This window comes from Enterobacter sp. HNDS-6, assembly GCF_039850505.1.
In the GTDB taxonomy this organism is placed as follows: Bacteria; Pseudomonadota; Gammaproteobacteria; order Enterobacterales; family Enterobacteriaceae; genus Enterobacter; species Enterobacter kobei.
Genome location: NZ_CP156673.1, coordinates 548,958 through 572,510 on the forward strand (window position 1 = coordinate 548,958; position 23,553 = coordinate 572,510).

Here is a 23,553-nt window from a genome sequence, read left to right on the forward strand (position 1 = left end):
TTTTACACTTACATTTTGTTACCAGAATTTTGAGCGTTTGATCACTCAAAGTCACCTTCAACGATCAGGGAATCATCCCCTCCTTCGGAGGTAACATGCTCGTACTGCCACGGGTTATGGTAGTTTTCCATCGCCTCGAACACCACTTTCGCCAGCTCGTTATGACTGGACGCATTATGGCAAAGCAGATACTCAGTATCTGGCAGCGCAGGAAGACCATCAGATTTACCGAGAACGCGCAGGTCAGGGCTCATCATCTCCACCGGACGGGCCGTTACGCCAAGTCCTGCTTTGACGGCGGCACGCACCGCAGGCAGCGTGGACGCTACATACGCCAGACGCCATGGAATATTGGCTTCATTTAATGCCGTCAGCACCATATCGCGGAAAGGGCTCGGATCGTCCAGTAAAACCAGTGGAACGGGCTCCCCTTTTTGCAACACATATTCAGCCGCGCAATACCAGTGCGTTGGCGATCTGCGCAACGTCAGGCAATCAAACTGCCCGGGACGATGCGTGGTGACCACCAGATCGACCTTATTCTCATTTAACATCTCAACCATAAAAGCATTGCGCTTGACGCTCACATCCAGCGCAAGTTTCGGATAAACCGAACTAATTCGGTTGAGAAGAAACGGTAATATCGTATCCGCTGACTCATCAGATGCCCCTAAGGTTAACACCCCCTGAAGGTTGCTAAACATAAGTGACATACATGCTTCATCATTAAAGCGAAGAATTTTCCTGGCATAACCCAGTAGCTGAATACCGTGTTCCGTTAAGAGCTTATTGCGTCCGTGACGGGCAAAAAGCTCTTTACCGACCAGTTGCTCCAGCCGCTGCATTTGCTGGCTAACGGCGGACTGAGTTCGGCAGACGGCGGCAGCAGCTGCTGCAAAAGTGTTGAGATCGGCGACCGCAACAAACGTTCTCAGCAGATCGAGGTCGAGATTCATTATCGGACGATTTGCATTTATCATATCTATTCACTTTCAGGTTGCTCGTGCGGAGCTGCCCGGGTTGAAGCTGTGTGTGTAACAGTTAAGCAATTCCCTCTGAAGATTTTCCCTCGCATCCCGGCCCGGCAGACTGCCTGACAGATAGTTATTGTGCTGCTTTATATCAACAGTCAGAAAGCACGTTTCATGACGATATTTTTATTCTCTTAAACGTTCAGGATATTTAGATGTTCGCAGGTTTATGTAAATTACATTAAAGGCGTGACACCTTTTCTGCCATCTTTATCGCAGCGCTGTCAACGTAGCAGGAGATGTTTTACACATTCCAGCCAGAGATAACTCTAACAATAACAATCAATTAAATCGGAAAACCAGTTTCAGATATACAACATTTGGGTATCTTTCATCTGCTTTACCTAAAGACATCTTAACCCAAATCCACTTTATTTATAAGTCTTATTGCAATATTAAGGAGTAAAGCGCTTTGTTAAGCTTCTCAACTAATTTTATTAAAATTAACTAAAGTTGCATTTTGTTGGTTAATAATAAATAAATTTTAATTTCGATTAAGGTCATTCATTAATAACACTTAACATTATTTTCACATGAGTAACTTTTAGCCGCTGCAGGCTATTACTGCAAGATTTTTTCAACACTCAGGTTTTACGAAAAGTCACGCAGCGTGACTTCTATCTCTCCTCTACGGGTCATTTATTTTACACCGGGATAATATCCATTTTTTACAATGATTTTCAGCACAATCACCCTTAACCAGCGCATTTGACCTTACGTTACGACAGTAAAAGCGGCAACAAACAGCAAAAAAGATTCACCAGAATTTCACAACATGCACAAAATCTTCTACTGCACACCCTTCAAAACGAAGCGTGGGGGGAGTACATTATTCCGTGCTGACTTCCACGGCAGGGAGTGGCAATAATAGCGAAAAGGTTAAAGGTTCATGTCCCCTATCGAAAAATCCAGCAAGCTAGATAACGTCTGTTATGACATCCGTGGCCCGGTTCTGAAAGAGGCAAAACGCCTTGAGGAAGAAGGCAATAAGGTTCTGAAGCTCAACATTGGTAACCCTGCGCCATTTGGTTTTGAAGCGCCGGATGAGATTCTGGTTGATGTGATCCGCAACCTGCCCACAGCGCAAGGCTATTGCGACTCAAAAGGACTTTATTCCGCACGTAAAGCCATTATGCAGCACTACCAGGCTCGCGGCATGCGTGACGTTACCGTAGAAGATATCTACATTGGCAACGGTGTATCTGAACTGATCGTCCAGGCCATGCAGGCGCTGCTGAACAGCGGTGACGAAATGCTGGTTCCCGCGCCAGACTATCCGCTGTGGACGGCTGCCGTATCACTGTCCAGCGGTAAAGCTGTCCATTATCTTTGCGACGAATCCTCTGACTGGTTCCCGGATCTGGATGATATTCGCGCGAAGATTACCCCTCGCACGCGCGGCATCGTAATTATCAACCCGAACAACCCGACGGGCGCGGTCTACTCAAAAGAGCTGTTGATGGAGATCGTTGAGATCGCCCGCCAGCACAACCTGATCATTTTTGCCGACGAAATTTACGACAAGATCCTCTATGACGCGGCGCAACACCACTCCATTGCCGCGCTGGCCCCGGACCTGTTGACCGTTACCTTTAATGGCCTGTCTAAAACCTACCGCGTGGCCGGTTTCCGCCAGGGCTGGATGGTACTCAACGGCCCGAAAAAGCACGCCAAAGGCTATATTGAAGGGCTGGAAATGCTGGCGTCTATGCGTCTTTGCGCCAACGTGCCGGCACAACATGCAATCCAGACCGCGCTCGGTGGCTATCAGAGCATCAGCGAGTTTATCGTCCCTGGAGGCCGCCTGTACGAACAGCGTAACCGCGCGTGGGAGCTGATCAACGATATCCCGGGCGTCTCCTGCGTGAAGCCAAATGGGGCGCTCTATATGTTCCCGAAAATCGACGCGAAGCGCTTCAATATTCACGACGATCAGAAGATGGTGCTCGATTTCCTGTTGCAGGAAAAAGTGCTGCTGGTTCAGGGGACGGCATTTAACTGGCCGTGGCCGGACCATGTGCGTATCGTGACGCTGCCGCGCGAGGACGATCTCGAAATGGCTATCAGCCGCTTCGGGCGATTCCTCTCAGGTTATCATCAGTAACGTAGCCATTCTGCCGGGTGGCGCTGCGCTTACCCGGCCTACAAAATCCGCAAATTTGCATCTTGCCGCCCCTCCCCGCACAATGAAGTCCTGTCGCAGTGAAGACAAAAGGTAACCTATGAGTCAGAGTCATTTCTTTGCCCACCTCTCCCGCCTGAAACTCATCAACCGCTGGCCGCTGATGCGCAACGTGCGCACAGAGAACGTATCAGAGCACAGTCTTCAGGTTGCCATGGTCGCGCACGCGCTGGCCGCCATTAAAAACCGCAAATTTAACGGGCAGGTGAATGCCGAGCGCATCGCATTGCTGGCGATGTACCACGACGCGTCAGAAGTGTTAACCGGTGATCTGCCGACACCGGTGAAATATTTCAACTCGCAGATTGCGCAGGAATATAAGGCCATTGAGAAAATCGCCCAGCAGAAGTTGATCGACATGGTGCCGGAGGAGCTGCGCGATATCTTTGAACCGCTCATCGACGAGCATCAGTATACGGAAGATGAAAAGTCGCTGGTCAAACAGGCCGACGCGCTGTGCGCCTATCTGAAGTGTCTTGAAGAGTTGTCTGCGGGCAATAACGAGTTTTTACTGGCGAAAACGCGTCTGGAAAAAACGCTGGCATCCCGCCGCAGCGAAGAGATGGACTACTTCATGCAGGTATTTGTGCCGAGCTTCCATTTATCGCTGGATGAGATTAGCCAGGATTCACCGTTGTAATTTTAGCCGGGTGGCGGTTTCGCCTTACCCGGCCTACGTTTCTGTGCTCACGCTAAAACGGGAATAAAACCGGAATTAACACCACGCACACCACCATCACCAGCACGGTGAATGGCACGCCAATCTTTACAAAATCACTGAATTTATAATTTCCTGGCCCCAGCACCAGCGTATTGACCGGGGATGAAACCGGCGTCATAAATGCCGCGGAAGCCGCCATCGCCACCATCATCGCAAACGGGTAGGGTGACACGCCCATGGATTTCGCCATCGCCAGCGCAATGGGTGCCATCAGCACCGCCGTGGCGGTATTGGAGATAAACAACCCGATCGTGGCGCACATAATGAACAGGCACACCATCATCAAATACGGTCCGTACCCGCCGCCCATGTCCATGAGCCCTTTAACGATTAAATCTACCCCGCCGGTTTTTTGCAGCGCGAGGGCAAAAGGCATCATCCCCACGATAAGAATGATGCTCGGCCAGTGAATGGCTTTATAAGCGCTCTCGGCGTCGATACAGCGGAATTTCCCCATCAGCAGACAGGCAATGATGGCGGCTATGGGGTTTGGAATTTCATCGGTTAGCATCAGCGCGACCATCAGCACCAGACAAAAAATCGCGTGCGGCGCCTGGCTGTGCGCCGGAGACGCATCGCTCTCCTCAACCGGCATGTTGAGCACCACAAAATCACGCCCTTTTTGCCCGAGTTGGCTAATCAACTTCCAGTTTCCCACCACAAGGAAGATATCCCCCAGCAGGATCGGTTCATCCACGACGGCCCCTTCCATCGCCACGCCGTCGCGCTTCAGCCCCACGACGTTCAGGCCATACCGGGTGCGGAACCCCATTTCGCGCACGGTTTTGCCCAACAGTTCGGACTCGGGGATCAGCGAGACTTCAGCCATACCGACATCCAGCGCCTGATCGGAGAAATACTCCCCGCGCAGCACCATTGGCTCCAGCAGTTGTTCGCTGCAGAACTCGCGCAAATCCACATCCGCAGTGGACATATCGATCAGCAGGACGTCACGCGCCCGAAATTCCGATACGCCATTGACGTTGACGATCACCCGGCGAAAACGGCGCCAGCGTTCCACGCCGATCACGTTCGCCCCATAGCGCTCGCGCAGTTTCAGGTCGTCAAGACGCTGGCCGACCATCGGCGAGCCGGGGCGAATGGCCAGACGCCGTGCCCGCCCCGTGAGGCGGTACTCTTTGATGAGATCGCGGAAAGTGCGCCGCTTCCACCCGTCTTTGTTTTTGTCCTGGTTCTCGCCTTTCAGGGCAAAACGGGTCAGCAGCATATAGACCACGCCCATCGCCAGAATCACCAGACCCAGCGGGGTGACGCTGAAAAAGCTGAAGCCCTGAAAACCTTCCCGGAGCAGCTCACTGTTGACGACCAGGTTCGGCGGCGTCGCCACCAGCGTCATCATACCGCTTATCAAACCGGCAAAACTCAGAGGCATCATCAGGCGCGACGGCGAGCTTTGCATCCGCATGGAGACGCTCAGTACCACCGGGATAAAAATAGCGACCACGCCCGTTGAGCTCATAAACGCCCCCAGCCCGGCAACCGTCAGCATCAGATAGATCAGCATTTTGGTTTCACTGCTGCCGGCCACTTTAACCAGCCACGCGCCCATGATGGTCGCCACACCGGTGCGCACCAGGCCGTCGCCAATAATAAACAGGGCGGCAATCAGGATAACGTTAGGATCGCTGAACCCGGAGAAAGCTTCCGGTAGCGTAAGCGTGCCGCTCAGCACAAACGCGACGATGACAAACAGGGCAACGGCATCCATGCGCACCTTGCCTGTGGCGAAGAGAATAATGGCGATTAAAAGCAGGCTCAGGACCCAAATCAGTTCACCGTTCACAACCTATCCTTGTCAGTGGAAGATGAGGAATTTTGCCATAAAAAAGCCCCAGCAACGTGGGGCTAAATCATGGGATTACATTTTTAGCGAGACGGTTACAACGCCATCGGGCGCCTTAGACACCGCCAGTGCCGTCAGGGAATCCAGCACAAAGTCCGCCTCACTCAGCCGGGGAGACCCCGCCGGAACGTTAACGGCAATGACGTGACTCCCGGCGTTCAGCCCGGCCAGCACGCCGGCCGCCGCGTCTTCCACGACCACGCACTCAGCGGGAGCGAGGCCCAGCAGTTCAGCGCCAAGCAGAAACGCATCCGGCTCTGGCTTGCCGCGCTTAACGCGCTCAGCGGTAATGAACACCTCGGGCTTCGGTAAACCGGCCGCTTTGTGACGGGCATGCGCGACCGGAACAGAGCCGGACGTGACGATAGCCCACGGGATCTGCGCTTCGTTGAGATGTTCAAGCAGTTCGCGTGCGCCAGGCAGTGCAGTGATACCCTCCGTATCGGTGGCCTCAATCTGCTCCAGGTATTTGAACTCCGCCTGAATCTCCTCCTCAGAACGCCCCGCTAAGAAGTGCCGTAATGAGGTTATGGCCTGCTTGCCATGGATGAAATTCAGTACGTCCTGATGGTCGATACCCTGTCTGTCAGCCCAATGGCACCATGAACGCTCCACAACCGGCAGCGAATCCACCAGCGTACCGTCCAGATCAAACAGAAAACCTCTACACTGCACACGCACCTCCGTCAGGCATTAATGATTTGTTGAATTTCGTTGCTGCTTAAATGGTACTGACGCGGGCAGGCGTGCCACGCGCTCAGCATGCGCTGGTATTTATCCCACATTGGGGTCTGCGCGTTAAAGCCGTGGGTACCCGCATCGAAGTGGGTATAACGCCCTTCGGTATTCACCATAAAGCGGACATAGCTCAGATAACGCGCTTCCGTCGCTGCATCAAAGCCTAAGAAGGTGACACGGCGCTCGTCAATGGACTGCTGATCTTTGAGATTAGTCCAGGAAACATGCAGGGCGTGGTACATCTCCATAATGTCGATCACGATGCGGCAGGTTTCTTCTTTCAGCTCACCAAACTCGCGGTCCAGTTCGCGCATTTGCAAACCAAACCCCCGTTCGACGATAGTCTGCAGGCGGCTGTAGCGCGCAGCGTTATCGGGATCAAGCATTGTCATCATTTTGTACTGGTTAGACAAAATCAGACGTTGAGCATGGGTCATTTCCATCTTTCGACTCCTGTAGCGCATTGCACTGTAAAAAAAAGACACGGTAACGGTTTGTTACTGTGCCTTTTTTTGTTGGTCGTTTCGATGATCAATCACAAGTCATCGAGGAATGTTTTATCCAACTGCTTAAAAGCGCGCTTTAACGTGTCCGCCAGCGCCTGGTAATCAGGCTTGCCTTCAACCGGAGCAAGCGCCTGCCCGGCCTCCTCCAGTTTTCCACGGACTTCATAAAACCAGTGTAAAATAGAAGGTGGCAGTGGCGTGATGGACCGTTTTCCTAACCACCACAGCCCCTGCATCGGCAGGCTTAACGCAAAGAGTGCTGTCGCCACGGCCGGGCCAAGCTGTCCGCCTAACGCTATTTGCCAGCACAGGGTAAAAATGGCGACAGGGGGCATAAAGCGAATCGCATAGCGCGTGGCGCGGATGGTGCGATTCTCAATAAACATTGGCGCAAGGCGCTTTTCCATCGGCCACGTCTTTGCGTAATGCTGTCCCCGACGAAACAGACTGAAGAAATTCACGGTAGGGGTTTCGGGTGTCGACATGGCTGTACCTCAACTTCACGTATAAAAATTAAAATTTTTGTGTAAAACCACAACAGGCTATGACAACGTTCAAAATATTTTGTCATCGCTACCCCGTATCGGGTATCCTGTGCCAGCCTGATTGGGCCATAGACGAGAATCATTCACTCGTCAAATTATCGCACATTATGCCATTGGCTGAAAATTGTGCAAAATGGCATAAAATCATAGTTATTTCTTCCATCATGCCACAATGTTCGTTTGGCATGATGTTAATCATAAATGTCCGAGTCATCATGCGTTACGCTGTTAGACTCACTGACGTTTTTTTAGCCACGTATCAATAATAGGTACTTCCATGTCGAGTAAGTTAGTACTGGTTCTGAACTGCGGTAGCTCCTCACTGAAATTCGCCATCATCGATGCGCTCAACGGTGACGAGTACCTCTCTGGTTTGGCCGAATGTTTCCATCTGCCTGAAGCACGTATCAAGTGGAAGATGGACGGCAGCAAACAAGAAGCGGCTTTAGGTGCAGGCGCCGCTCACAGTGAAGCGCTGAACTTTATCGTTAACACTATTCTGGCACAAAAACCAGAACTGTCTGCTCAGCTGACTGCGATTGGTCACCGTATCGTCCACGGCGGCGAAAAATACACCAGTTCCGTCGTGATCGACGAATCTGTTATCCAGGGCATCAAAGATTCTGCCTCTTTTGCTCCGCTGCACAACCCGGCGCACCTGATCGGTATCGCTGAAGCGCTGAAATCCTTCCCGAATCTGAAAGACAAAAACGTGGCCGTGTTCGACACCGCGTTCCATCAGACCATGCCGGAAGAGTCTTACCTCTATGCCCTGCCATACAGCCTGTACAAAGAGCACGGCGTACGTCGTTACGGCGCGCACGGCACCAGCCACTTCTTTGTGACTCAGGAAGCCGCAAAAATCCTGAACAAACCTGTTGAAGAAGTGAACATCATCACCTGCCATCTGGGCAACGGTGGTTCTGTTTCTGCTATCCGCAACGGTAAATGTGTTGATACCTCCATGGGTCTGACCCCTCTGGAAGGTCTGGTGATGGGTACCCGTTCCGGTGACATCGACCCGGCGATCATCTTCCACCTGCACGACACTCTGGGCATGAGCGTTGACGACATCAACAAAATGCTGACTAAAGAGTCTGGCCTGCTGGGTCTGACCGAAGTCACCAGCGACTGCCGCTATGTTGAAGACAACTACGCAGAGAAAGCAGACGCTAAACGTGCAATGGACGTTTACTGCCACCGTCTGGCGAAATACATCGGTTCTTACACTGCGCTGATGGACGGTCGTCTGGACGCGGTTATCTTCACCGGTGGTATCGGTGAGAACGCGGCTATGGTTCGTGAACTGTCCCTGGGCAAACTGGGCGTTCTGGGCTTCGACGTTGATCACGAGCGTAACTTGGCTGCGCGTTTCGGCAAGTCTGGCTTCATCAACAAAGAAGGCACCCGTCCGGCTATCGTTATCCCAACTAACGAAGAGCTGGTCATCGCGCAAGACGCACACCGCCTGACTGCCTGATTCCACACCGCCAGCAATGCTGGCGGTGCTGTTTTGTAACCCGCCCCGTGTCGGCGGTAACGAAAGAGGATAAACCGTGTCCCGTACTATTATGCTGATCCCTACCGGAACCAGCGTCGGCCTGACCAGCGTCAGCCTTGGCGTAATCCGTGCTATGGAACGCAAAGGCGTTCGTCTGAGCGTCTTTAAGCCAATCGCCCAGCCTCGTACCGGTGGCGATGCGCCTGACCAGACCACCACCATCGTTCGCAAAAACTCCAATCTGCCTGCGGCTGAACCGCTGAAGATGAGTCACGTTGAGTCGCTGCTCTCCAGCAACCAAAAAGACGTTTTGATGGAAGAGATCATCGCCAACTACCATGCAAATGCGCAGGACGCAGAAGTGGTGCTGGTTGAAGGTCTGGTCCCGACGCGCAAACACCAGTTTGCTCAGTCTCTGAACTTTGAAATCGCGAAAACCCTGAACGCAGAGATCGTTTTCGTCATGTCCCAGGGCACTGATACCCCGGAACAGCTGAACGAGCGTATCGAACTGACACGCAGCAGCTTCGGCGGCACGAAAAACACCAACATCACCGGCGTGATCGTGAACAAACTGAACGCCCCGGTTGACGATCAGGGCCGTACTCGCCCAGACCTGTCTGAGATCTTCGACGACTCTTCCAAAGCGAAGGTCGTCAAAGTTGATCCGGCGAAACTGCAGGATTCCAGCCCGCTGCCTGTTCTCGGCGCGGTACCCTGGAGCTTCGATCTGATTGCCACCCGTGCAATCGATATGGCGCGTCACCTGAACGCGACCATCGTTAACGAAGGCGATATCAATACCCGCCGCGTGAAGTCCGTGACCTTCTGTGCGCGTAGCATTCCGCACATGCTGGAACACTTCCGCGCAGGTTCCCTGCTGGTAACGTCTGCCGATCGTCCGGACGTGCTGGTTGCAGCGTGTCTGGCGGCGATGAACGGCGTAGAGATCGGTGCCATCCTGCTGACCGGCGCTTACGAGATGGATCCACGCGTGAGCAAGCTGTGCGAACGCGCGTTTGCCACTGGCCTGCCGGTCTTCATGGTGAATACCAACACCTGGCAGACCTCCCTGAGCCTGCAGAGCTTCAACCTGGAAGTGCCGGTTGATGACCACGAGCGTATCGAGAAAGTTCAGGAATACGTTGCAGGTTACATCAACGCAGACTGGATCGAATCCCTGACCGCGACCTCCGAGCGCAGCCGCCGTCTGTCTCCTCCTGCATTCCGTTACCAGCTGACCGAGCTGGCGCGTAAAGCGGGCAAACGCGTTGTTCTGCCAGAAGGTGACGAGCCACGTACCGTTAAAGCGGCGGCTATCTGTGCAGAGCGCGGCATCGCGACCTGTGTGCTGCTGGGTAACCCGGATGAGATCAACCGCGTTGCGGCGTCTCAGGGCGTTGAGCTGGGTGCGGGCATCGAAATCGTTGACCCTGAAGTGGTTCGTGAAAGCTACGTTGCCCGTCTGGTTGAACTGCGTAAGAGCAAGGGCATGACCGAAGCCGTTGCGCGCGAGCAGCTGGAAGACAACGTGGTGCTGGGTACGCTGATGCTGGAGCAGGACGAAGTTGACGGTCTGGTTTCCGGTGCAGTTCACACCACCGCAAACACCATCCGTCCACCGCTGCAGCTGATCAAAACCGCACCGGGCAGTTCTCTGGTCTCCTCTGTGTTCTTCATGCTGCTGCCTGAACAGGTTTATGTTTACGGCGACTGCGCGATCAACCCGGATCCAACCGCAGAGCAGCTGGCTGAGATCGCTATTCAGTCCGCAGATTCCGCGACTGCCTTCGGCATCGAGCCGCGCGTTGCAATGCTCTCCTACTCCACCGGTACTTCTGGTGCAGGTAGCGACGTAGAGAAAGTGCGTGAAGCGACCCGTATTGCTCAGGAAAAACGTCCGGATCTGATGATCGACGGTCCGCTGCAGTACGACGCCGCCGTGATGGCTGACGTGGCAAAATCCAAAGCGCCGAACTCTCCGGTTGCAGGTCGCGCTACCGTGTTCATCTTCCCGGATCTGAACACCGGTAACACCACCTATAAAGCGGTACAGCGTTCAGCAGACCTGATCTCCATCGGGCCAATGCTGCAGGGTATGCGCAAACCTGTGAACGACCTGTCCCGTGGTGCGCTGGTTGACGATATCGTCTATACCATCGCGCTGACGGCGATCCAGTCTTCGCAGCAGCAGTAATTGTAAGGTCTTGCCGGATGGCGCTTCGCTTATCCGGCCTACAGGACCGTAGGCCCGGTAAGCGCTAGCGCCACCGGGCAACAAAAAGGCGACCACAAAGGGTCGCCTTTTTTATTACAGCAGCTCTCGCGCCGCCGACACGATGTCATGTGCCGTCAGGCCGTACTCCTTCTGCAGGAAGTCCTGCGTCCCCACCTGACCGTAACGCTCTTTGACCCCCACGCGTCGCATTGGCACCGGGCAGGTTTCCACCAGCACTTCCGCCACCGCCGAGCCAAGACCGTTGTGAATGCTGTGGTTTTCACAGGTCACGATGCGCCCGGTTTTCTCAGCGTAGTTTTTCACCAGCATACGGTCGATGGGCTTCAGGGTGAACATATCAATAACCGCTGCACTGACCCCCTCCTGCTCCAGCTGACGCGCCGCCTCCAGCGCTTCCGCTACCATAATGCCATTGGCGATAAGCGTAATATCGCTTCCCTCACGCAGCACGTTGCCTTTGCCGATGGTGAAGGTTGAGCCCGGCGCATACACGCTCGGCGCCTGCTTACGGATGGTGCGTACCCAGTAGAAGCCTTCCAGATCGATAAGCTGGCGCAGCACATCGTCAAACATCACCGCGTCGGTCACCTCCATCACCACCGAGTGCGCCAGACCGCGCACGATGCCCATATCCTCGAACGACATATGCGTCCCGCCGTTGTGACAGGCCGTCACGCCAGCATCCGAGGCTATCACCTTCACGTTGTTACGCTGATAGTCCAGGGACATAAACAGCTGGTCGAAGCAGCGTCGGCTGGCAAACGCGGTGAACGTATGCACGAACGGTTTGCGACCGGTGAGCGACAGCCCGGCAGCTGTACCGATCACGTTGGCCTCCATGATGCCGCAGTTAATCACGTGCTGCGGATAATCGCGCGCCACGCCGTCCATCGCCATCGAACTCATCAGGTCCGCTTCCAGGGCGATAATCTCGCTTCCGGCCTCAATCTGCTTTGCCACGAAGCCCGCGTAGACCTTGCGCATCTCAACGGCGTCTTTCTGTCCTGCCGGTGCAACCTTAATCATGTGAAGCCTCCAGTTGGCGAATCGTCTCGTTGAGGGCCGCTTTGCTCTCCGCGGTCAATCGCAGGTGGTGCGAATTGCTGAGCTGTTCGAGATACGGCACCCCCTGCCCTTTAATGCTGTCGAGGATCACCACCTGCGGGCGGGCGTCTTTCGCCGGCACGCGCGACGTCACGTCATGCAGCGCCGGAATGTCGTCTCCCTTCACGGTCACCACGTCAAAACCAAAGGCACGGAATTTCCCTTCGAGGTCAAACGCGCAAATGATTTCATCCAGTTCGCCATCCAGTTGCTGTTTGTTCCAGTCGACGAATACCGTCAGATTGTTCAGACGATGATGGGCAATAAACTGGAAGGCTTCCCAGCACTGTCCCTCGTTCAGCTCGCCGTCACCGACAATGCAGAAAACCCGATTCGGTCGCCCCGCGAGCTTGTGCGATAGCGCCATCCCGCCGGCAATGGAAATCCCCTGCCCCAGCGAACCGGTGGTCGCATCCACGCCGCGTGTTTTCAGGCGATCCGGATGGCTCGGCAGGCGCGTACCGTTCTGGTTCAGGGTGCCCAGCTCCTCCACCGGGAAGTAGCCCTTGATCGCCAGCGTGCTGTACAGCGCCGGGCCCGCATGGCCTTTCGACAGGACAAAGTAGTCACGCTCTGGCCAGTCCGGATCCGCCGGGTCGATTTTCATCACCGCGCCGTACAGCACGGCCAGCGTTTCGACCACCGACATGCTGCCGCCGTAGTGTCCAAATCCGAGCTGCGTCAGCGATTTCAGCGTCTCAAGGCGAATCTGGCGCGCCAGCTCGGTTATCTCATTCTCATTCATGATTTGGCTCCGGTATTTTCCTGCGCGTTACCGCCCGCAGGTTTGTTTTTCGCAAACAGGTTGTAGGCCACCAGCAGCGCGAACAGCGCCACGACCAGCCCGGTGATGGCAAGCGGTGACATGAAGCGCGCCAGGTTACCGAGCACAATCCCCACCGCGCCGAAATCGGCGTCCGAGAAGGTGGTGTTAGCAAAGCCAATCGCGCCCAGCACCGGCAGCAGCAGAACCGGCAGGAAGGTAATCAGCAGACCATTGGCGAAGGCGCCTATCATTGCCCCGCGACGTCCGCCGGTGGCATTACCGAACACGCCCGCCGTTGCACCGGTAAAGAAGTGCGGCACGACGCCCGGGAGGATCAGCACCCAGTTGAACTGCCCGCAGATGAACAACCCGACAATTCCCCCGAGGAAGCTGAACAGGAAGCCAATCAGCACGGCATTTGGCGCATAGGGGTAGACCACCGGGCAGTCCAGCGCGGGGCGTGCGTTCGGCACCAGTTTTTCAGAGAAGCCGGTAAAGGCCGGGACGATTTCCGCCAGAATCAGGCGCACGCCCTGCAGGATGATGAAAACGCCCGCCGCGAAGGTGATCGCCATGATAATGGCGTAAACCAGGTAGTTCTGACCGCCGCTGAAGGTGGCTTCGACGTACTCCCGCCCGGCGCTCACCGCCATGATCAGGTAGATAATCATCATCGTCAGGGAGATAGAGATCGAACTGTCGCGCAGGAAGCTCAGGTTCTTCGGCAGGTTCATCTCTTCGGTTGAACGAGAGCCTTTGCCGACCTTGCTGCCAATCCAGCCGGACAGCACGTAGCCCAGGGTGCCGAAGTGGCCGAAGGCGATCTCATCGTTACCGGTGATGCGCTTCATGTAACGCTGCGCAATGGCCGGGAAGAAAGCCATAATCAGGCCGAGGATCAGCGATCCGGTAAAGACCAGCCCTACCCCCTCAAAGCCCGCCACGGTGAGAATTACGCCAATCATGCACGCCATGTAAAACGTGTGGTGCCCGGTCAGGAAGATGTACTTCAGACGGGTAAAGCGCGCGACGATAATATTCGCTACCATCCCAAACGCCATAATCAGCGCGGTAGAGGCTCCGTATTTTTCCAGCGCAATCGAAACAATCGCTTCATTATTGGGAATGATGCCCTGAATATTAAAGGCGTGCTCGAACATACCCCCCAATGGATTTAATGACCCCACCAGCACCGTGGCGCCACCGCCCAGCACAATAAAACCAAGAATCGTTTTAATGGTTCCCTTCACCACATCTGAAAACGCTTTTTTCTGCGCAACCAGACCGATCAAGGCAATTAATCCGACCAGCACCGAAGGGACTTTTAAAATATCAACAACGAAATTCAGCGTTTCAAGGATAAACATATCCACCTCGCCTTATCAGGATTATTGTCTTTCGAACCAGGCGCGCAGTTGCGCTTCAAGTTCGTTGATATCAATGATGTTATTGATCACCACCAGTTGGCTTTCCGGTACGCTGGCGCTGGCGGCAATATCTTTTGCCATCACGAACAGGTCAGCCGCGCCCGGCGTGGCGGAGGAGAGATCGGAGTGTTCAACCTCGGCGTCAATTTCCAGCTTTTTGAGCACCTTTTTAATGTTCATTTCGACCATAAAACTGCTGCCCAGGCCAGACCCACAAATAGCCATGATTTTCATTGTTGTCCCCTTTTATGAGTAGAGCACGCCCCATCACGCTGGCGCGTAATGTTGTGAATAATCGGATTAAAGAATTAAATCAGAAGCGGTCAATAATGGTTTTAATGTCCTCCAGGGTATTCGCCTGATGTAATTTTTCCATATCTTCGTCGCTGGAAAATAACTCTGCCAGCGATGAGATCATCTCGATATGGCTATGTTTGTCCGGTGCCGCGAGCATAATAATGACATCGACAGGGTCAAACTCCCCGGCACCAAAAGAGACGCCCTGTTTTAGTTTTAGTAATGACAACCCCAGTCCTTTGGCGCCTTCTTCCGGCCGCGCATGCGGCATGGCCAGCCCTGGTGCCAGCACATAATACGGTCCTAAAGCATGGTGCTGCTGAATGATTGCCGTCACGTATTCCGGTTCAATCACCTGCAGCTCCAGTAACGGTTTCGCGCATATCTCCAGCGCCTGCGGCCAGCTTTCAACGCTCTCCTGAAGCGTGATGGTTGTATCATATATCCACTTTTTGAGCACTTTTCACTCCGTCGTCACGCCAAAGATGAGCAAACTTTATTCAACCCATCAATCCTTGACTGCGATCCCGGTCACAAAGATAGCGCTACCAACGATTAACATGCAGAAGTGTGATAGCGCTATCAAAATGCCATCATCGTGTGAAATCACAGCAAAAAAAGGGATTTAAGGCGTATACTGCCTGTCACCTGGAGTGAAGGAAATAAGAACGCGTCTGGTCAGCAGGAAGGTGTATGTCTTTAACCCGAAAACGGCGCAGTACCGGAAAAGTCACGCTCGCGGATGTCGCACAGCTTGCCGGAGTTGGCACGATGACCGTCTCCCGTGCGCTCCGCACGCCGGAACAGGTTTCCGATAAACTGCGTGAAAAAATTGAAGCTGCGGTGCAGGAACTGGGTTATATGCCCAATCTCGCCGCCAGCGCACTGGCATCGGCGTCGTCATGGACGATCGCAATGGTTGTTCCTAATCTTTCCGAAGCTGGGTGTTCAGAGATGTTTGCCGGGCTACAGCAGGTGCTTCAGCCTGCCGGATACCAGATCATGCTGGCCGAGTCTCAGCATCGTCTTGAACAGGAGGAAAAGCTGCTGGAAACGCTGCTGGCGTCAAATATTGCCGCCGCGATCCTGCTCAGCGTGGAGCATACCGACACCGTTCGCCACTGGCTGAAAAATGCCTCCATCCCGGTGATGGAGATGGGTGCTATGCGCGCCGACCCGATTGATATGAATATCGGGATTGATAACGTGGCGGCCATGTATGAGCTAACAGAAATGGTTATTAAGCGCGGCTACCAGAATATCGGCCTGCTGTGCGCCAACCAGGAACAGTGGATTTTTCAACAGCATTTACAGGGCTGGTACAAAGCGATGCTGCGCCATCATCTGTCGCCGAACCGGGTAATTAACGCCGCCATGCCGCCGAGCTTCTCGACCGGTGCGGCGCAGCTGCCTGAGTTTCTGCTGGCGTGGCCGGAGCTGGATGCGCTGGTATGCGTTTCAGACGAACTGGCCTGCGGTGCGCTATATGAGTGTCAGCGTCGGCGAATCAAAGTGCCGGACGATCTTGCCGTCGTAGGCTTTGGGGATAGCGACGTCAGCCGCGTCTGTCAGCCGCCGCTGACGACCATGGCGGTACCGCATCGAAAGATTGGAATTGAGGCCGGGAAAGCGTTACTGGAACGTCTGAATGATGGAGACTGGCGCGACCATAAACCTATCGCGTCCAGCCTGTGTCTGCGGGAAAGCTGTTAAGGCTTATTCAGCCTCTTCCTCTTTTTCCGCTTTATTTTCCGGCTTAGCGGATTCGTTTTTGGCGTTGCGGGTCATCCACAGCGCCAGTGCTTTTAACGAATCCGGCGTGAACTCGTCGCAACGCGCGGTAATCTCTTCCGGCGTCATCCAGCAGACTTCGCTCACTTCTTCTTCCTGCAGGGCGAAAGGCCCGTGGGAAACGCAGCTAAACAGTCCGCCCCAGACGCGGCAATGTTCGTCTTCGAAATAGAACTGCCCGTGTTCAGCAAATGGCACACCGGCAATCCCTAACTCTTCTTCCGCTTCACGACGCGCGGAATCCAGCAGCACTTCATCGGCCTGCACGACACCACCCGCTGTGGCATCCAGCATACCTGGCAGAAAATCTTTCGTGTCCGTGCGACGCTGAACCAGAATCTTGCCCATGCCGTCATGCACAACAATGTAGGTTGCACGGTGACGCAGACGCTCTGCACGCATTTGTTCGCGGCTGGCCTGCGCGATCACTTCATTTTCTTCGCTGACAATGTCAACCCATTCAGTACTTGCCAAATGATTCTGCTCCACCATCGGGAAACCTTCTCGTCTAAGCGCTCTTTCGGCGCGTTTGCAGTTGAGGTGTAACTTACGGATTAATCGCTACCTGCGCAATAACTTGCTGATCATTAAGTGCGATAACGCTCAGGGTATTTCCATCCAGCATGCCATAGCTCGCAGGATATCCGCCTTTCGGTATGCTGACCGACCCCGGGTTAACGTGATAAATTTCACCGCGTTTTTCAGCCACCGGAATATGAGTATGACCGTAAACCAGGACATCGCCAGCCGCGAGTGCCGGGAGATTATCCGGGCCGAAAAGGTGCCCGTGGGTGAGGAACAGGCGGCTGTTTTCCAGCAGTACCTGTTGCCACGGAGCGGTAAGGGGAAAGTGCAGTAGCATCTGGTCGACTTCGCTGTCGCAGTTACCGCGCACGGCAATGATGCGCGAGGCAAACGGATTGAGCTTCTCCGCGACCTGCGCAGGGGCATAGCCTTCCGGCAGCGCATTGCGCGGGCCATGGTTTAACACATCCCCCAGAATCACCAGCCATTGCGCGCCGCTTTGCGCAAACAGAGAAAGCACGCGCTCGGTCGCGGGCAGCGATCCATGGATATCCGACGCAAACATCAATTTCATTCGTCTCTCCCTCGGAAAAATCACTGCCCTTATCATACCTGAAGCGTCAGGGCTTATCAGCCCGCGCGCTTAGCGGAGAGTGCCACATAGCGCTGCACAGAGGCGCGCTGCCACTGGAACGCTGCATAATCCACCAGCAGCTGAGGGACTTCATCGCCGTTGAGGATCAGGCGGTTCAGCATCAGCGCCAGGTCGGTATCGGCAATGCACCATTCACCAAACAGGTTCGGATTGCCATGCGCGAGAAGCGACGTGGCCGTTTCAATCAGTTTTTGGGCGCTGTTCGTGCCTTCCGCGCTCAAAGCTGGCTTTTTCACCCCGGCAAACACGACATCCGTCGAGCGCTCTACACGAATCGGCACCAGGTCGCTACGTAGCCACGCCTGGATCTGCCGCGCACGGGCGCGTTTTTGCAGATCGTGTGGATAGATCCGTTCCCACTCGGGCGGCGCAAAACGATCTTCCAGGTATTCATCGATCGCTGATGATTCGCTCAGCGCAAAGCCGTCAACCTCCAGCACCGGCACGCGTCGGGTGAGATCGTAACCTTGCCACTGCGGTTTGAGATGTTCCCCGCCGTCGAGATCAACGGTCTTCAGCGTAAAAGTAAGCCCTTTTTCAGCCAGCGCAACGTATACGCTCATGACATAGGGGGAAAAGAAATTCGCATCGGACCACAACGTGATTAGGGGCTGGTTCATAACATCCTCATCGGCTGATCGGTTTTTTACTCAACATATAATCTCTTTGCCCCGCTGTCACTTGATGAAAACTCACGATTTACAACAATTACCTATACTCAGTTGTCGTGGCACTACTATTCGCATGGACAGGAGTTGAGAATGATTGACCTTTATTACGCCCCTACCCCAAACGGCCATAAGATCACCCTCTTTCTCGAAGAAGCCGAACTGGATTACAGAATCATTCGCGTGGATATCAGCAAAGGTGAACAGTTCAGTCCTCTCTTTCTGGCTATCTCGCCGAACAATAAAATTCCGGCCATTATTGACAATCAGCCGGCCGACGGGGGAAGACCGTTGAGCCTGTTTGAATCCGGCGAAATTTTGCTCTATCTGGCGGAGAAAACCGGCAAACTCCTGAGCGGGGAGCTGCGTGAACGTCACCATACCTTGCAATGGCTCTTCTGGCAGGCGAGCGGACTTGGGCCCATGCTGGGACAGAATCACCATTTTACCGCTTACGCCCCGCAGCCCATCCCTTATGCGATAGAACGCTATCAGGTGGAGACGCAACGTCTGTATGGCGTGCTAAACCAGCGGCTGGAAAAAACGCCGTGGCTTGGGGGAGATCATTACAGCATTGCCGATATCGCCTGCTGGCCGTGGGTGAATACCCATGAAAAACACCGGATTGATCTCGCGTCCTACCCGGCGGTGAACAACTGGTTTGAACGTATCCGTACCCGCCCGGCCACCGAACGCGCACTGCAAAAAATCCAGCAGATTTAACCTTATAGGAGGCTGTGTGCCTGCAAGCCTCTCATGTATTATGGGCGGCAATTACTGACACGGAGAAGACCTGCAATGTCACAGCCAGACGCTATTATTCGTATAAAAAATTTACGCTTGCGTACCTTCATCGGTATCAAAGAGGAAGAGATTGCCAACCGTCAGGATATTGTCATTAATGTGGTTATTCACTATCCCGCCGACAAAGCGCGGGCCAGCGAAGACATCAATGACGCGCTGAACTACCGCACGATAACCAAAAACATCATTCAGTACGTGGAGAACAACCGCTTCTCTCTGCTGGAGAAATTAACTCAGGATGTGCTCGATATCGCACGCGATCATCACTGGGTCACTTATGCTGAAGTAGAGATCGATAAACTTCACGCCCTGCGCTACGCCGACTCCGTCTCTATGACGTTAAGCTGGCGACGCCAGGGATAAACCTGGAGGTTGTATGAAGATTTTGCTGACCGGCGGTACGGGCCTGATTGGTCGCCATCTCATTGCGCGTCTTCAGGCGCTGCATCATGACATCACCGTGGTGACGCGCAGCCCGGAAAAAGCGCGTCAGGTGCTGGGCGCAGGCGTCGACATCTGGAAAGGGCTGGCTGAGCAGCAAAATCTGGACGGCTTTGATGCCGTCATCAACCTCGCGGGTGAACCCATTGCCGATAAGCGCTGGACCGAAGAGCAGAAACAGCGGCTCTGCAGCAGCCGCTGGAACATCACCGAGAAGCTGGTTGAGCTGATTCGCAACAGCCACACGCCGCCGTCGGTGCTGATTTCGGGCTCAGCGACGGGCTATTACGGCGATCTTGGCGAAGTGGTGGTGACCGAGGAAGAGCCGCCCCACAACGAATTTACCCATAAACTCTGTGCCCAGTGGGAACGCATCGCCTGTGCGGCGCAAAGCGATCGTACCCGCGTCTGCCTGCTGCGTACCGGTGTGGTACTGGCGCCGAATGGCGGTATTTTGGGCAAAATGCTCCCGCCTTTTAAGCTGGGACTCGGTGGACCCATTGGCAACGGCCGTCAGTATCTGGCGTGGATCCATATCGACGATATGGTCAACGGCATTCTCTGGCTGCTGGATAACGATCTGCGCGGACCGTTTAATATGGTTGCGCCATATCCGGTGCGTAATGAACAGTTTGCTCACGCTCTGGGGCACGCCCTGCATCGCCCGGCGATATTGCGCGTACCTGCCACGATGATTCGCCTGATGATGGGTGAAGCGTCCGTGCTGGTATTAGGCGGACAACGGGCGCTACCCAAACGGCTGGAAGCGGCGGGGTTCACGTTCCGCTGGTATGACTTAGAAGAGGCGCTGGGGGATGTGGTGCGGTGAATATGTTACAGTTGTACGCCATGTTCCGATGAAATGACGTAACAATGGCAACCATCACCACTCCCCGGCTTCATCTCACCCCTTTCGAACCCACCGACTGGGCCTTCTTCCGCTCGCTGCGTGAAAACCGCGACATCATGCGCTATATGTCCGCCATCGCGCCGGAAAAAGAGACCCGACGCGTGTTTGCCGCGCGCCTGATGGCCGAGCATGTTTTCGTGATCCGTTTTCGGGATGAGGAGACCCCGCTTGGCGATATTGGCCTGCAAATTAGCCCGGCGAATCATGAAGAGGCAGATATCGGCTATACGGTTGTGCCTGCTGCGCAGGGGAAAGGTATTGCCAGCGAGGCGCTGCGCGCGGTGTGTGATTACGCCTTTAACCAGACCGGCGTGAAGGCCATTAAAGCGTTTGTGCTGGCGGATAACGGCGGGTCGGTGCGCGTGCTGGAGAAAGCCGGGTTTGTGCGTACACAGGTACTGGAAAAGGCATATGAAATTAATGGGGTGCGGTATGACGACTGGGTCTATCGGCTGGAGTGTGGTGCGGTCTGAATGCCGGGCGGCACTGCGGTTTTTGTAGGCCCGGTAAGCGAAGCGCCACCGGGCGATTGGGCTGTACTGCGGTCTGATGCCCTCATCCCAACCCTCTCCCACGGGGAGAGGGAAAACCCCCGTTATTTCAGGGAGCCTTTCAGGAACTGCTGCAGACGCGGGCTTTGCGGATTCGCTAAGACGTCGTCCGGATGGCCCTGCTCTTCAATTTTGCCCTGATGCAGGAAGATGACGTGGTTAGAAACGTTACGGGCAAAGCCCATCTCGTGCGTCACCACCACCATCGTTTTGCCCTCTTCGGCCAGCTTCTGCATGATGCGCAGCACTTCGCCAACGAGTTCAGGATCCAGCGCTGAGGTCGGTTCATCGAACAGCAGCACTTCGGGTTCCATCGCCAGCGCGCGGGCGATGGAGACACGTTGCTGCTGACCGCCGGAGAGGTGCACCGGGTATTTCATCTGCTGACGCTCGTCGATACCCACTTTCGCCAGGTATTTCACCGCGCGCTCGCGGGCTTCCTGTTTGCTCAGGCCCAGCACCTGAATCGGCGCTTCCATCACGTTCTCCAGCACCGTCATGTGGCTCCAGAGGTTGAAGTGCTGGAACACCATGGTCAGACGCGTGCGCAGCAGACGCAGCTGATTCTTATCCGCCACCTTCAGCTGGCCGTCTTTATCGCGTATCAGATTAATATTCTGCCCGCTCACCACAATCGAGCCTTCACTCGGTTTTTCGAGGAAGTTAATGCAGCGCAGGAAGGTACTTTTACCCGAGCCGGATGAGCCGATGATACTGATTACGTCGCCTGCATTCGCCTGCAGCGACACCCCTTTCAGCACTTCATGTTCGCCGTAGCGTTTGTGCAAATCAATAACGTTTAATTTGTTCTCAGCCATCATCTTTCTCAGTGCGTCGAAGAAGGTTTTATATGCTGCAACCAGCGTTTTTCAGCCTTGCGGAACAGGCTAATCAAGACATAAGAGATAATTAAATAGAGCACCGCCGCAATGCCAAACGCGGTAAACGGCTGATAGGTCGCGGAGTTAATATCGCGCGCGATTTTGAGCAGATCCGGCACCGTCGCGGTAAAGGCAAGCGCAGTGGAGTGCAGCATCAGAATCACTTCGTTGCTGTACGCAGGCAGCGCAATACGCAGCGCCGATGGCAGAATAATGCAGCGGTAAAGTTTTACCGACGAAAAGCCATACGCCCGCGCCGCTTCAATCTCGCCATAAGGCACGGAACGAATAGCCCCGGCGAAGATCTCGGTGGTATAGGCACAGGTGTTGAGCGTCAACGCCAGCACCGTACAGTTCAGGCCGCTACGGAAGAACGCATTCAGCATTTCCGTGCCTTTTACGATTTCCAGCGTGTACATGCCTGAATAGAAGACCAGCAGTTGCACGTACAGCGGCGTACCGCGAAAGACGTAGGTAAACAGCCAGATGGGGAACTGAATAAATTTATTGTTCGACACGCGGCCAATGGCGAGAAACACCGCCAGAATGCCGCCCATCACCACGGACGAAATCAGCAGCCACAGCGTGATCGCCACGCCGGTAAAGCGATAGCCATCCGTCCACAGCAGGGATTTCCAGTATTCCTGAATAATCTCAATCACAGGTCAGCCCTCTTCACACCCACGGAGTAGCGACGCTCAAGCAGAAGCAGCACACCATTGGAGACGGTCGTAAAGACCAGATAGATCACGCCACAGACCACCGCAAAGTAGAAGGGCTCCCAGGTGCTTTTACCTGCCAGCTGAGTGGCTTTGACCACATCTTCCAGACCGAGCAAAGAGACCAGCGCCGTCGCTTTGAGGATAACCTGCCAGTTGTTACCAATGCCCGGCAGCGCATAGCGCATCATGGCCGGGAACATGATCCGGCGAAACGTTTGTGAAGAGGTAAAACCAAATGCGGTTGCCGCCTCAATGTGACCTTTCGGCACGGCCATATAAGCACCGCGGAAGGTTTCGGTGAAGTAGGCACCGTAGATAAAACCGAGGGTAATAATACCGGCCACCATCGGGTCGATATCAATTTGTCCCAGTCCCATCGCATCCGTTACGCTGTTTAACGCAATCTGCAGACCATAAAAGATGAGCAGCATCAGCACCAGATCGGGTACGCCGCGAATGAGCGTGGTATAGCCTTCAAAAATGAGCGCCAGCGGTTTGTTAGCCGAAAGCTTCGCCCCTGCGCCTGCCAGACCTATCAGCACCGCCAGCACCACGGAGCTGATAGCCAGCTCAAGGGTGACAAGCGCGCCCTGTAAAATGACGCCAGAAAATCCGTACAGCATACCGCGAGCCCTGTCGTATCGTGAGTGGTGAAACCGTGTCTTTTCCCCTCCCGCATCGGGA

25 protein-coding genes are annotated in these 23,553 nt (G+C 54.5%); 9 read left to right on the forward strand and 16 right to left on the reverse strand.

Annotation, left to right across the window (positions count from 1 at the left end; all coding sequences use genetic code 11):
• Positions 1-41 precede the first annotated feature (41 nt).
• Positions 42-980: a transcriptional regulator LrhA gene (gene lrhA, locus ABFI50_RS02455; RefSeq protein ID WP_014884638.1), complete on the reverse strand. Its 939-nt coding sequence runs from the start codon at positions 978-980 to the stop codon at positions 42-44.
• A 940-nt stretch (positions 981-1,920) separates the two neighbouring features.
• Here lrhA and alaA point away from each other — a divergent pair.
• Both alaA and yfbR read left to right on the forward strand, forming a co-directional pair.
• Positions 1,921-3,135, forward strand: coding sequence for an alanine transaminase AlaA (gene alaA, locus ABFI50_RS02460; RefSeq protein WP_003861471.1), 1,215 nt, complete (start codon positions 1,921-1,923; stop codon positions 3,133-3,135).
• A gap of 118 nt (positions 3,136-3,253) precedes the next feature.
• Positions 3,254-3,853, forward strand: coding sequence for a 5'-deoxynucleotidase (gene yfbR / locus ABFI50_RS02465; RefSeq protein ID WP_023330968.1), 600 nt, complete (start codon positions 3,254-3,256; stop codon positions 3,851-3,853).
• A gap of 52 nt (positions 3,854-3,905) precedes the next feature.
• Here yfbR and ABFI50_RS02470 read toward each other — a convergent pair whose 3' ends face one another.
• The 4 genes from ABFI50_RS02470 to yfbV form a co-directional block, all read right to left on the reverse strand.
• On the reverse strand, positions 3,906-5,738 hold the full coding sequence (locus ABFI50_RS02470; RefSeq protein ID WP_023338572.1) for an SLC13 family permease: 1,833 nt from the start codon (positions 5,736-5,738) through the stop codon (positions 3,906-3,908).
• 75 nt (positions 5,739-5,813) lie between these two features.
• Entirely contained in the window at positions 5,814-6,473 is a 660-nt protein-coding gene (locus ABFI50_RS02475) for a sugar phosphatase (RefSeq protein WP_014884641.1), read from the reverse strand.
• 11 nt (positions 6,474-6,484) lie between these two features.
• Positions 6,485-6,979, reverse strand: coding sequence for a YfbU family protein (locus tag ABFI50_RS02480; protein ID WP_008502874.1), 495 nt, complete (start codon positions 6,977-6,979; stop codon positions 6,485-6,487).
• A 92-nt stretch (positions 6,980-7,071) separates the two neighbouring features.
• On the reverse strand, positions 7,072-7,527 hold the full coding sequence (yfbV, locus tag ABFI50_RS02485) for a terminus macrodomain insulation protein YfbV (protein WP_014884642.1): 456 nt from the start codon (positions 7,525-7,527) through the stop codon (positions 7,072-7,074).
• Between the two features lie 337 nt (positions 7,528-7,864).
• Between yfbV and ackA the strand changes: the two genes are divergently transcribed.
• The gene (ackA, locus tag ABFI50_RS02490; RefSeq protein WP_014884643.1) at positions 7,865-9,067 is read left to right on the forward strand and encodes an acetate kinase; all 1,203 of its coding nucleotides are present in this window, start codon (positions 7,865-7,867) and stop codon (positions 9,065-9,067) included.
• Between the two features lie 76 nt (positions 9,068-9,143).
• Positions 9,144-11,285 (forward strand): phosphate acetyltransferase, encoded by a 2,142-nt coding sequence (pta, locus tag ABFI50_RS02495; RefSeq protein ID WP_347485272.1) that lies wholly within the window; start codon positions 9,144-9,146, stop codon positions 11,283-11,285.
• A 114-nt stretch (positions 11,286-11,399) separates the two neighbouring features.
• On the opposite strand, the gene ABFI50_RS02500 is transcribed toward pta, so the two are convergent.
• The 5 genes from ABFI50_RS02500 to ABFI50_RS02520 all read right to left on the reverse strand — a co-directional run bounded on the left by ABFI50_RS02500 (position 11,400) and on the right by ABFI50_RS02520 (position 15,381).
• A complete protein-coding gene (locus ABFI50_RS02500) occupies positions 11,400-12,353 on the reverse strand; it encodes a transketolase family protein (protein WP_347485274.1) in 954 nt (317 codons plus the stop codon).
• Positions 12,346-13,176, reverse strand: a complete 831-nt coding sequence (locus tag ABFI50_RS02505; protein WP_347485276.1) for a transketolase — start codon at positions 13,174-13,176, stop codon at positions 12,346-12,348. Before ABFI50_RS02505 ends, ABFI50_RS02500 begins: the two co-directional genes overlap by 8 nt.
• Positions 13,173-14,564 (reverse strand): PTS ascorbate transporter subunit IIC, encoded by a 1,392-nt coding sequence (locus ABFI50_RS02510; RefSeq protein WP_347485278.1) that lies wholly within the window; start codon positions 14,562-14,564, stop codon positions 13,173-13,175. The genes ABFI50_RS02505 and ABFI50_RS02510 overlap by 4 nt, the downstream gene beginning before the upstream one ends.
• Positions 14,565-14,585: 21 nt before the next feature.
• Positions 14,586-14,858 (reverse strand): PTS sugar transporter subunit IIB, encoded by a 273-nt coding sequence (locus ABFI50_RS02515; protein ID WP_014884648.1) that lies wholly within the window; start codon positions 14,856-14,858, stop codon positions 14,586-14,588.
• Positions 14,859-14,937: 79 nt separating this feature from the next.
• Positions 14,938-15,381, reverse strand: a complete 444-nt coding sequence (locus ABFI50_RS02520) for a PTS sugar transporter subunit IIA (protein ID WP_014884649.1) — start codon at positions 15,379-15,381, stop codon at positions 14,938-14,940.
• A gap of 233 nt (positions 15,382-15,614) precedes the next feature.
• On the opposite strand from ABFI50_RS02520, the gene ABFI50_RS02525 reads away from it, so the two are divergent.
• A complete protein-coding gene (locus tag ABFI50_RS02525; RefSeq protein WP_014884650.1) occupies positions 15,615-16,634 on the forward strand; it encodes a LacI family DNA-binding transcriptional regulator in 1,020 nt (339 codons plus the stop codon).
• 3 nt (positions 16,635-16,637) lie between these two features.
• On the opposite strand, the gene yfcD is transcribed toward ABFI50_RS02525, so the two are convergent.
• Genes yfcD through yfcF form a run of 3 tightly spaced genes read right to left on the reverse strand, consistent with a single transcriptional unit; the run spans position 16,638 to position 18,512 of the window.
• Positions 16,638-17,204 (reverse strand): NUDIX hydrolase YfcD, encoded by a 567-nt coding sequence (gene yfcD / locus ABFI50_RS02530; protein WP_006811396.1) that lies wholly within the window; start codon positions 17,202-17,204, stop codon positions 16,638-16,640.
• A 55-nt stretch (positions 17,205-17,259) separates the two neighbouring features.
• The gene (gene yfcE, locus ABFI50_RS02535) at positions 17,260-17,811 is read right to left on the reverse strand and encodes a phosphodiesterase (RefSeq protein ID WP_014884651.1); all 552 of its coding nucleotides are present in this window, start codon (positions 17,809-17,811) and stop codon (positions 17,260-17,262) included.
• Between the two features lie 56 nt (positions 17,812-17,867).
• Positions 17,868-18,512: a glutathione transferase gene (yfcF, locus tag ABFI50_RS02540; protein ID WP_032635979.1), complete on the reverse strand. Its 645-nt coding sequence runs from the start codon at positions 18,510-18,512 to the stop codon at positions 17,868-17,870.
• Positions 18,513-18,653: 141 nt separating this feature from the next.
• Here yfcF and yfcG point away from each other — a divergent pair, with 141 nt between their 5' ends.
• From yfcG to ABFI50_RS02560, 4 genes are all read left to right on the forward strand, one after another.
• Positions 18,654-19,283 (forward strand): GSH-dependent disulfide bond oxidoreductase, encoded by a 630-nt coding sequence (gene yfcG, locus ABFI50_RS02545; RefSeq protein ID WP_014884653.1) that lies wholly within the window; start codon positions 18,654-18,656, stop codon positions 19,281-19,283.
• A gap of 75 nt (positions 19,284-19,358) precedes the next feature.
• Positions 19,359-19,727 (forward strand): dihydroneopterin triphosphate 2'-epimerase, encoded by a 369-nt coding sequence (gene folX, locus ABFI50_RS02550; RefSeq protein ID WP_023330977.1) that lies wholly within the window; start codon positions 19,359-19,361, stop codon positions 19,725-19,727.
• A gap of 13 nt (positions 19,728-19,740) precedes the next feature.
• Positions 19,741-20,634, forward strand: a complete 894-nt coding sequence (locus tag ABFI50_RS02555) for a TIGR01777 family oxidoreductase (RefSeq protein WP_248217242.1) — start codon at positions 19,741-19,743, stop codon at positions 20,632-20,634.
• 44 nt (positions 20,635-20,678) lie between these two features.
• On the forward strand, positions 20,679-21,188 hold the full coding sequence (locus tag ABFI50_RS02560) for a GNAT family N-acetyltransferase (RefSeq protein ID WP_176260717.1): 510 nt from the start codon (positions 20,679-20,681) through the stop codon (positions 21,186-21,188).
• Between the two features lie 122 nt (positions 21,189-21,310).
• Here ABFI50_RS02560 and hisP read toward each other — a convergent pair whose 3' ends face one another.
• The 3 genes from hisP to ABFI50_RS02575 are packed head-to-tail and all read right to left on the reverse strand — an operon-like array spanning position 21,311 to position 23,492.
• Positions 21,311-22,084, reverse strand: coding sequence for a histidine ABC transporter ATP-binding protein HisP (gene hisP, locus ABFI50_RS02565; protein ID WP_014884660.1), 774 nt, complete (start codon positions 22,082-22,084; stop codon positions 21,311-21,313).
• An 8-nt stretch (positions 22,085-22,092) separates the two neighbouring features.
• Positions 22,093-22,809, reverse strand: a complete 717-nt coding sequence (locus ABFI50_RS02570) for an ABC transporter permease (RefSeq protein ID WP_008502590.1) — start codon at positions 22,807-22,809, stop codon at positions 22,093-22,095.
• Positions 22,806-23,492, reverse strand: a complete 687-nt coding sequence (locus tag ABFI50_RS02575) for a histidine ABC transporter permease HisQ (protein ID WP_014884661.1) — start codon at positions 23,490-23,492, stop codon at positions 22,806-22,808. Before ABFI50_RS02575 ends, ABFI50_RS02570 begins: the two co-directional genes overlap by 4 nt.
• Between the last annotated feature and the right edge of the window lie 61 nt (positions 23,493-23,553).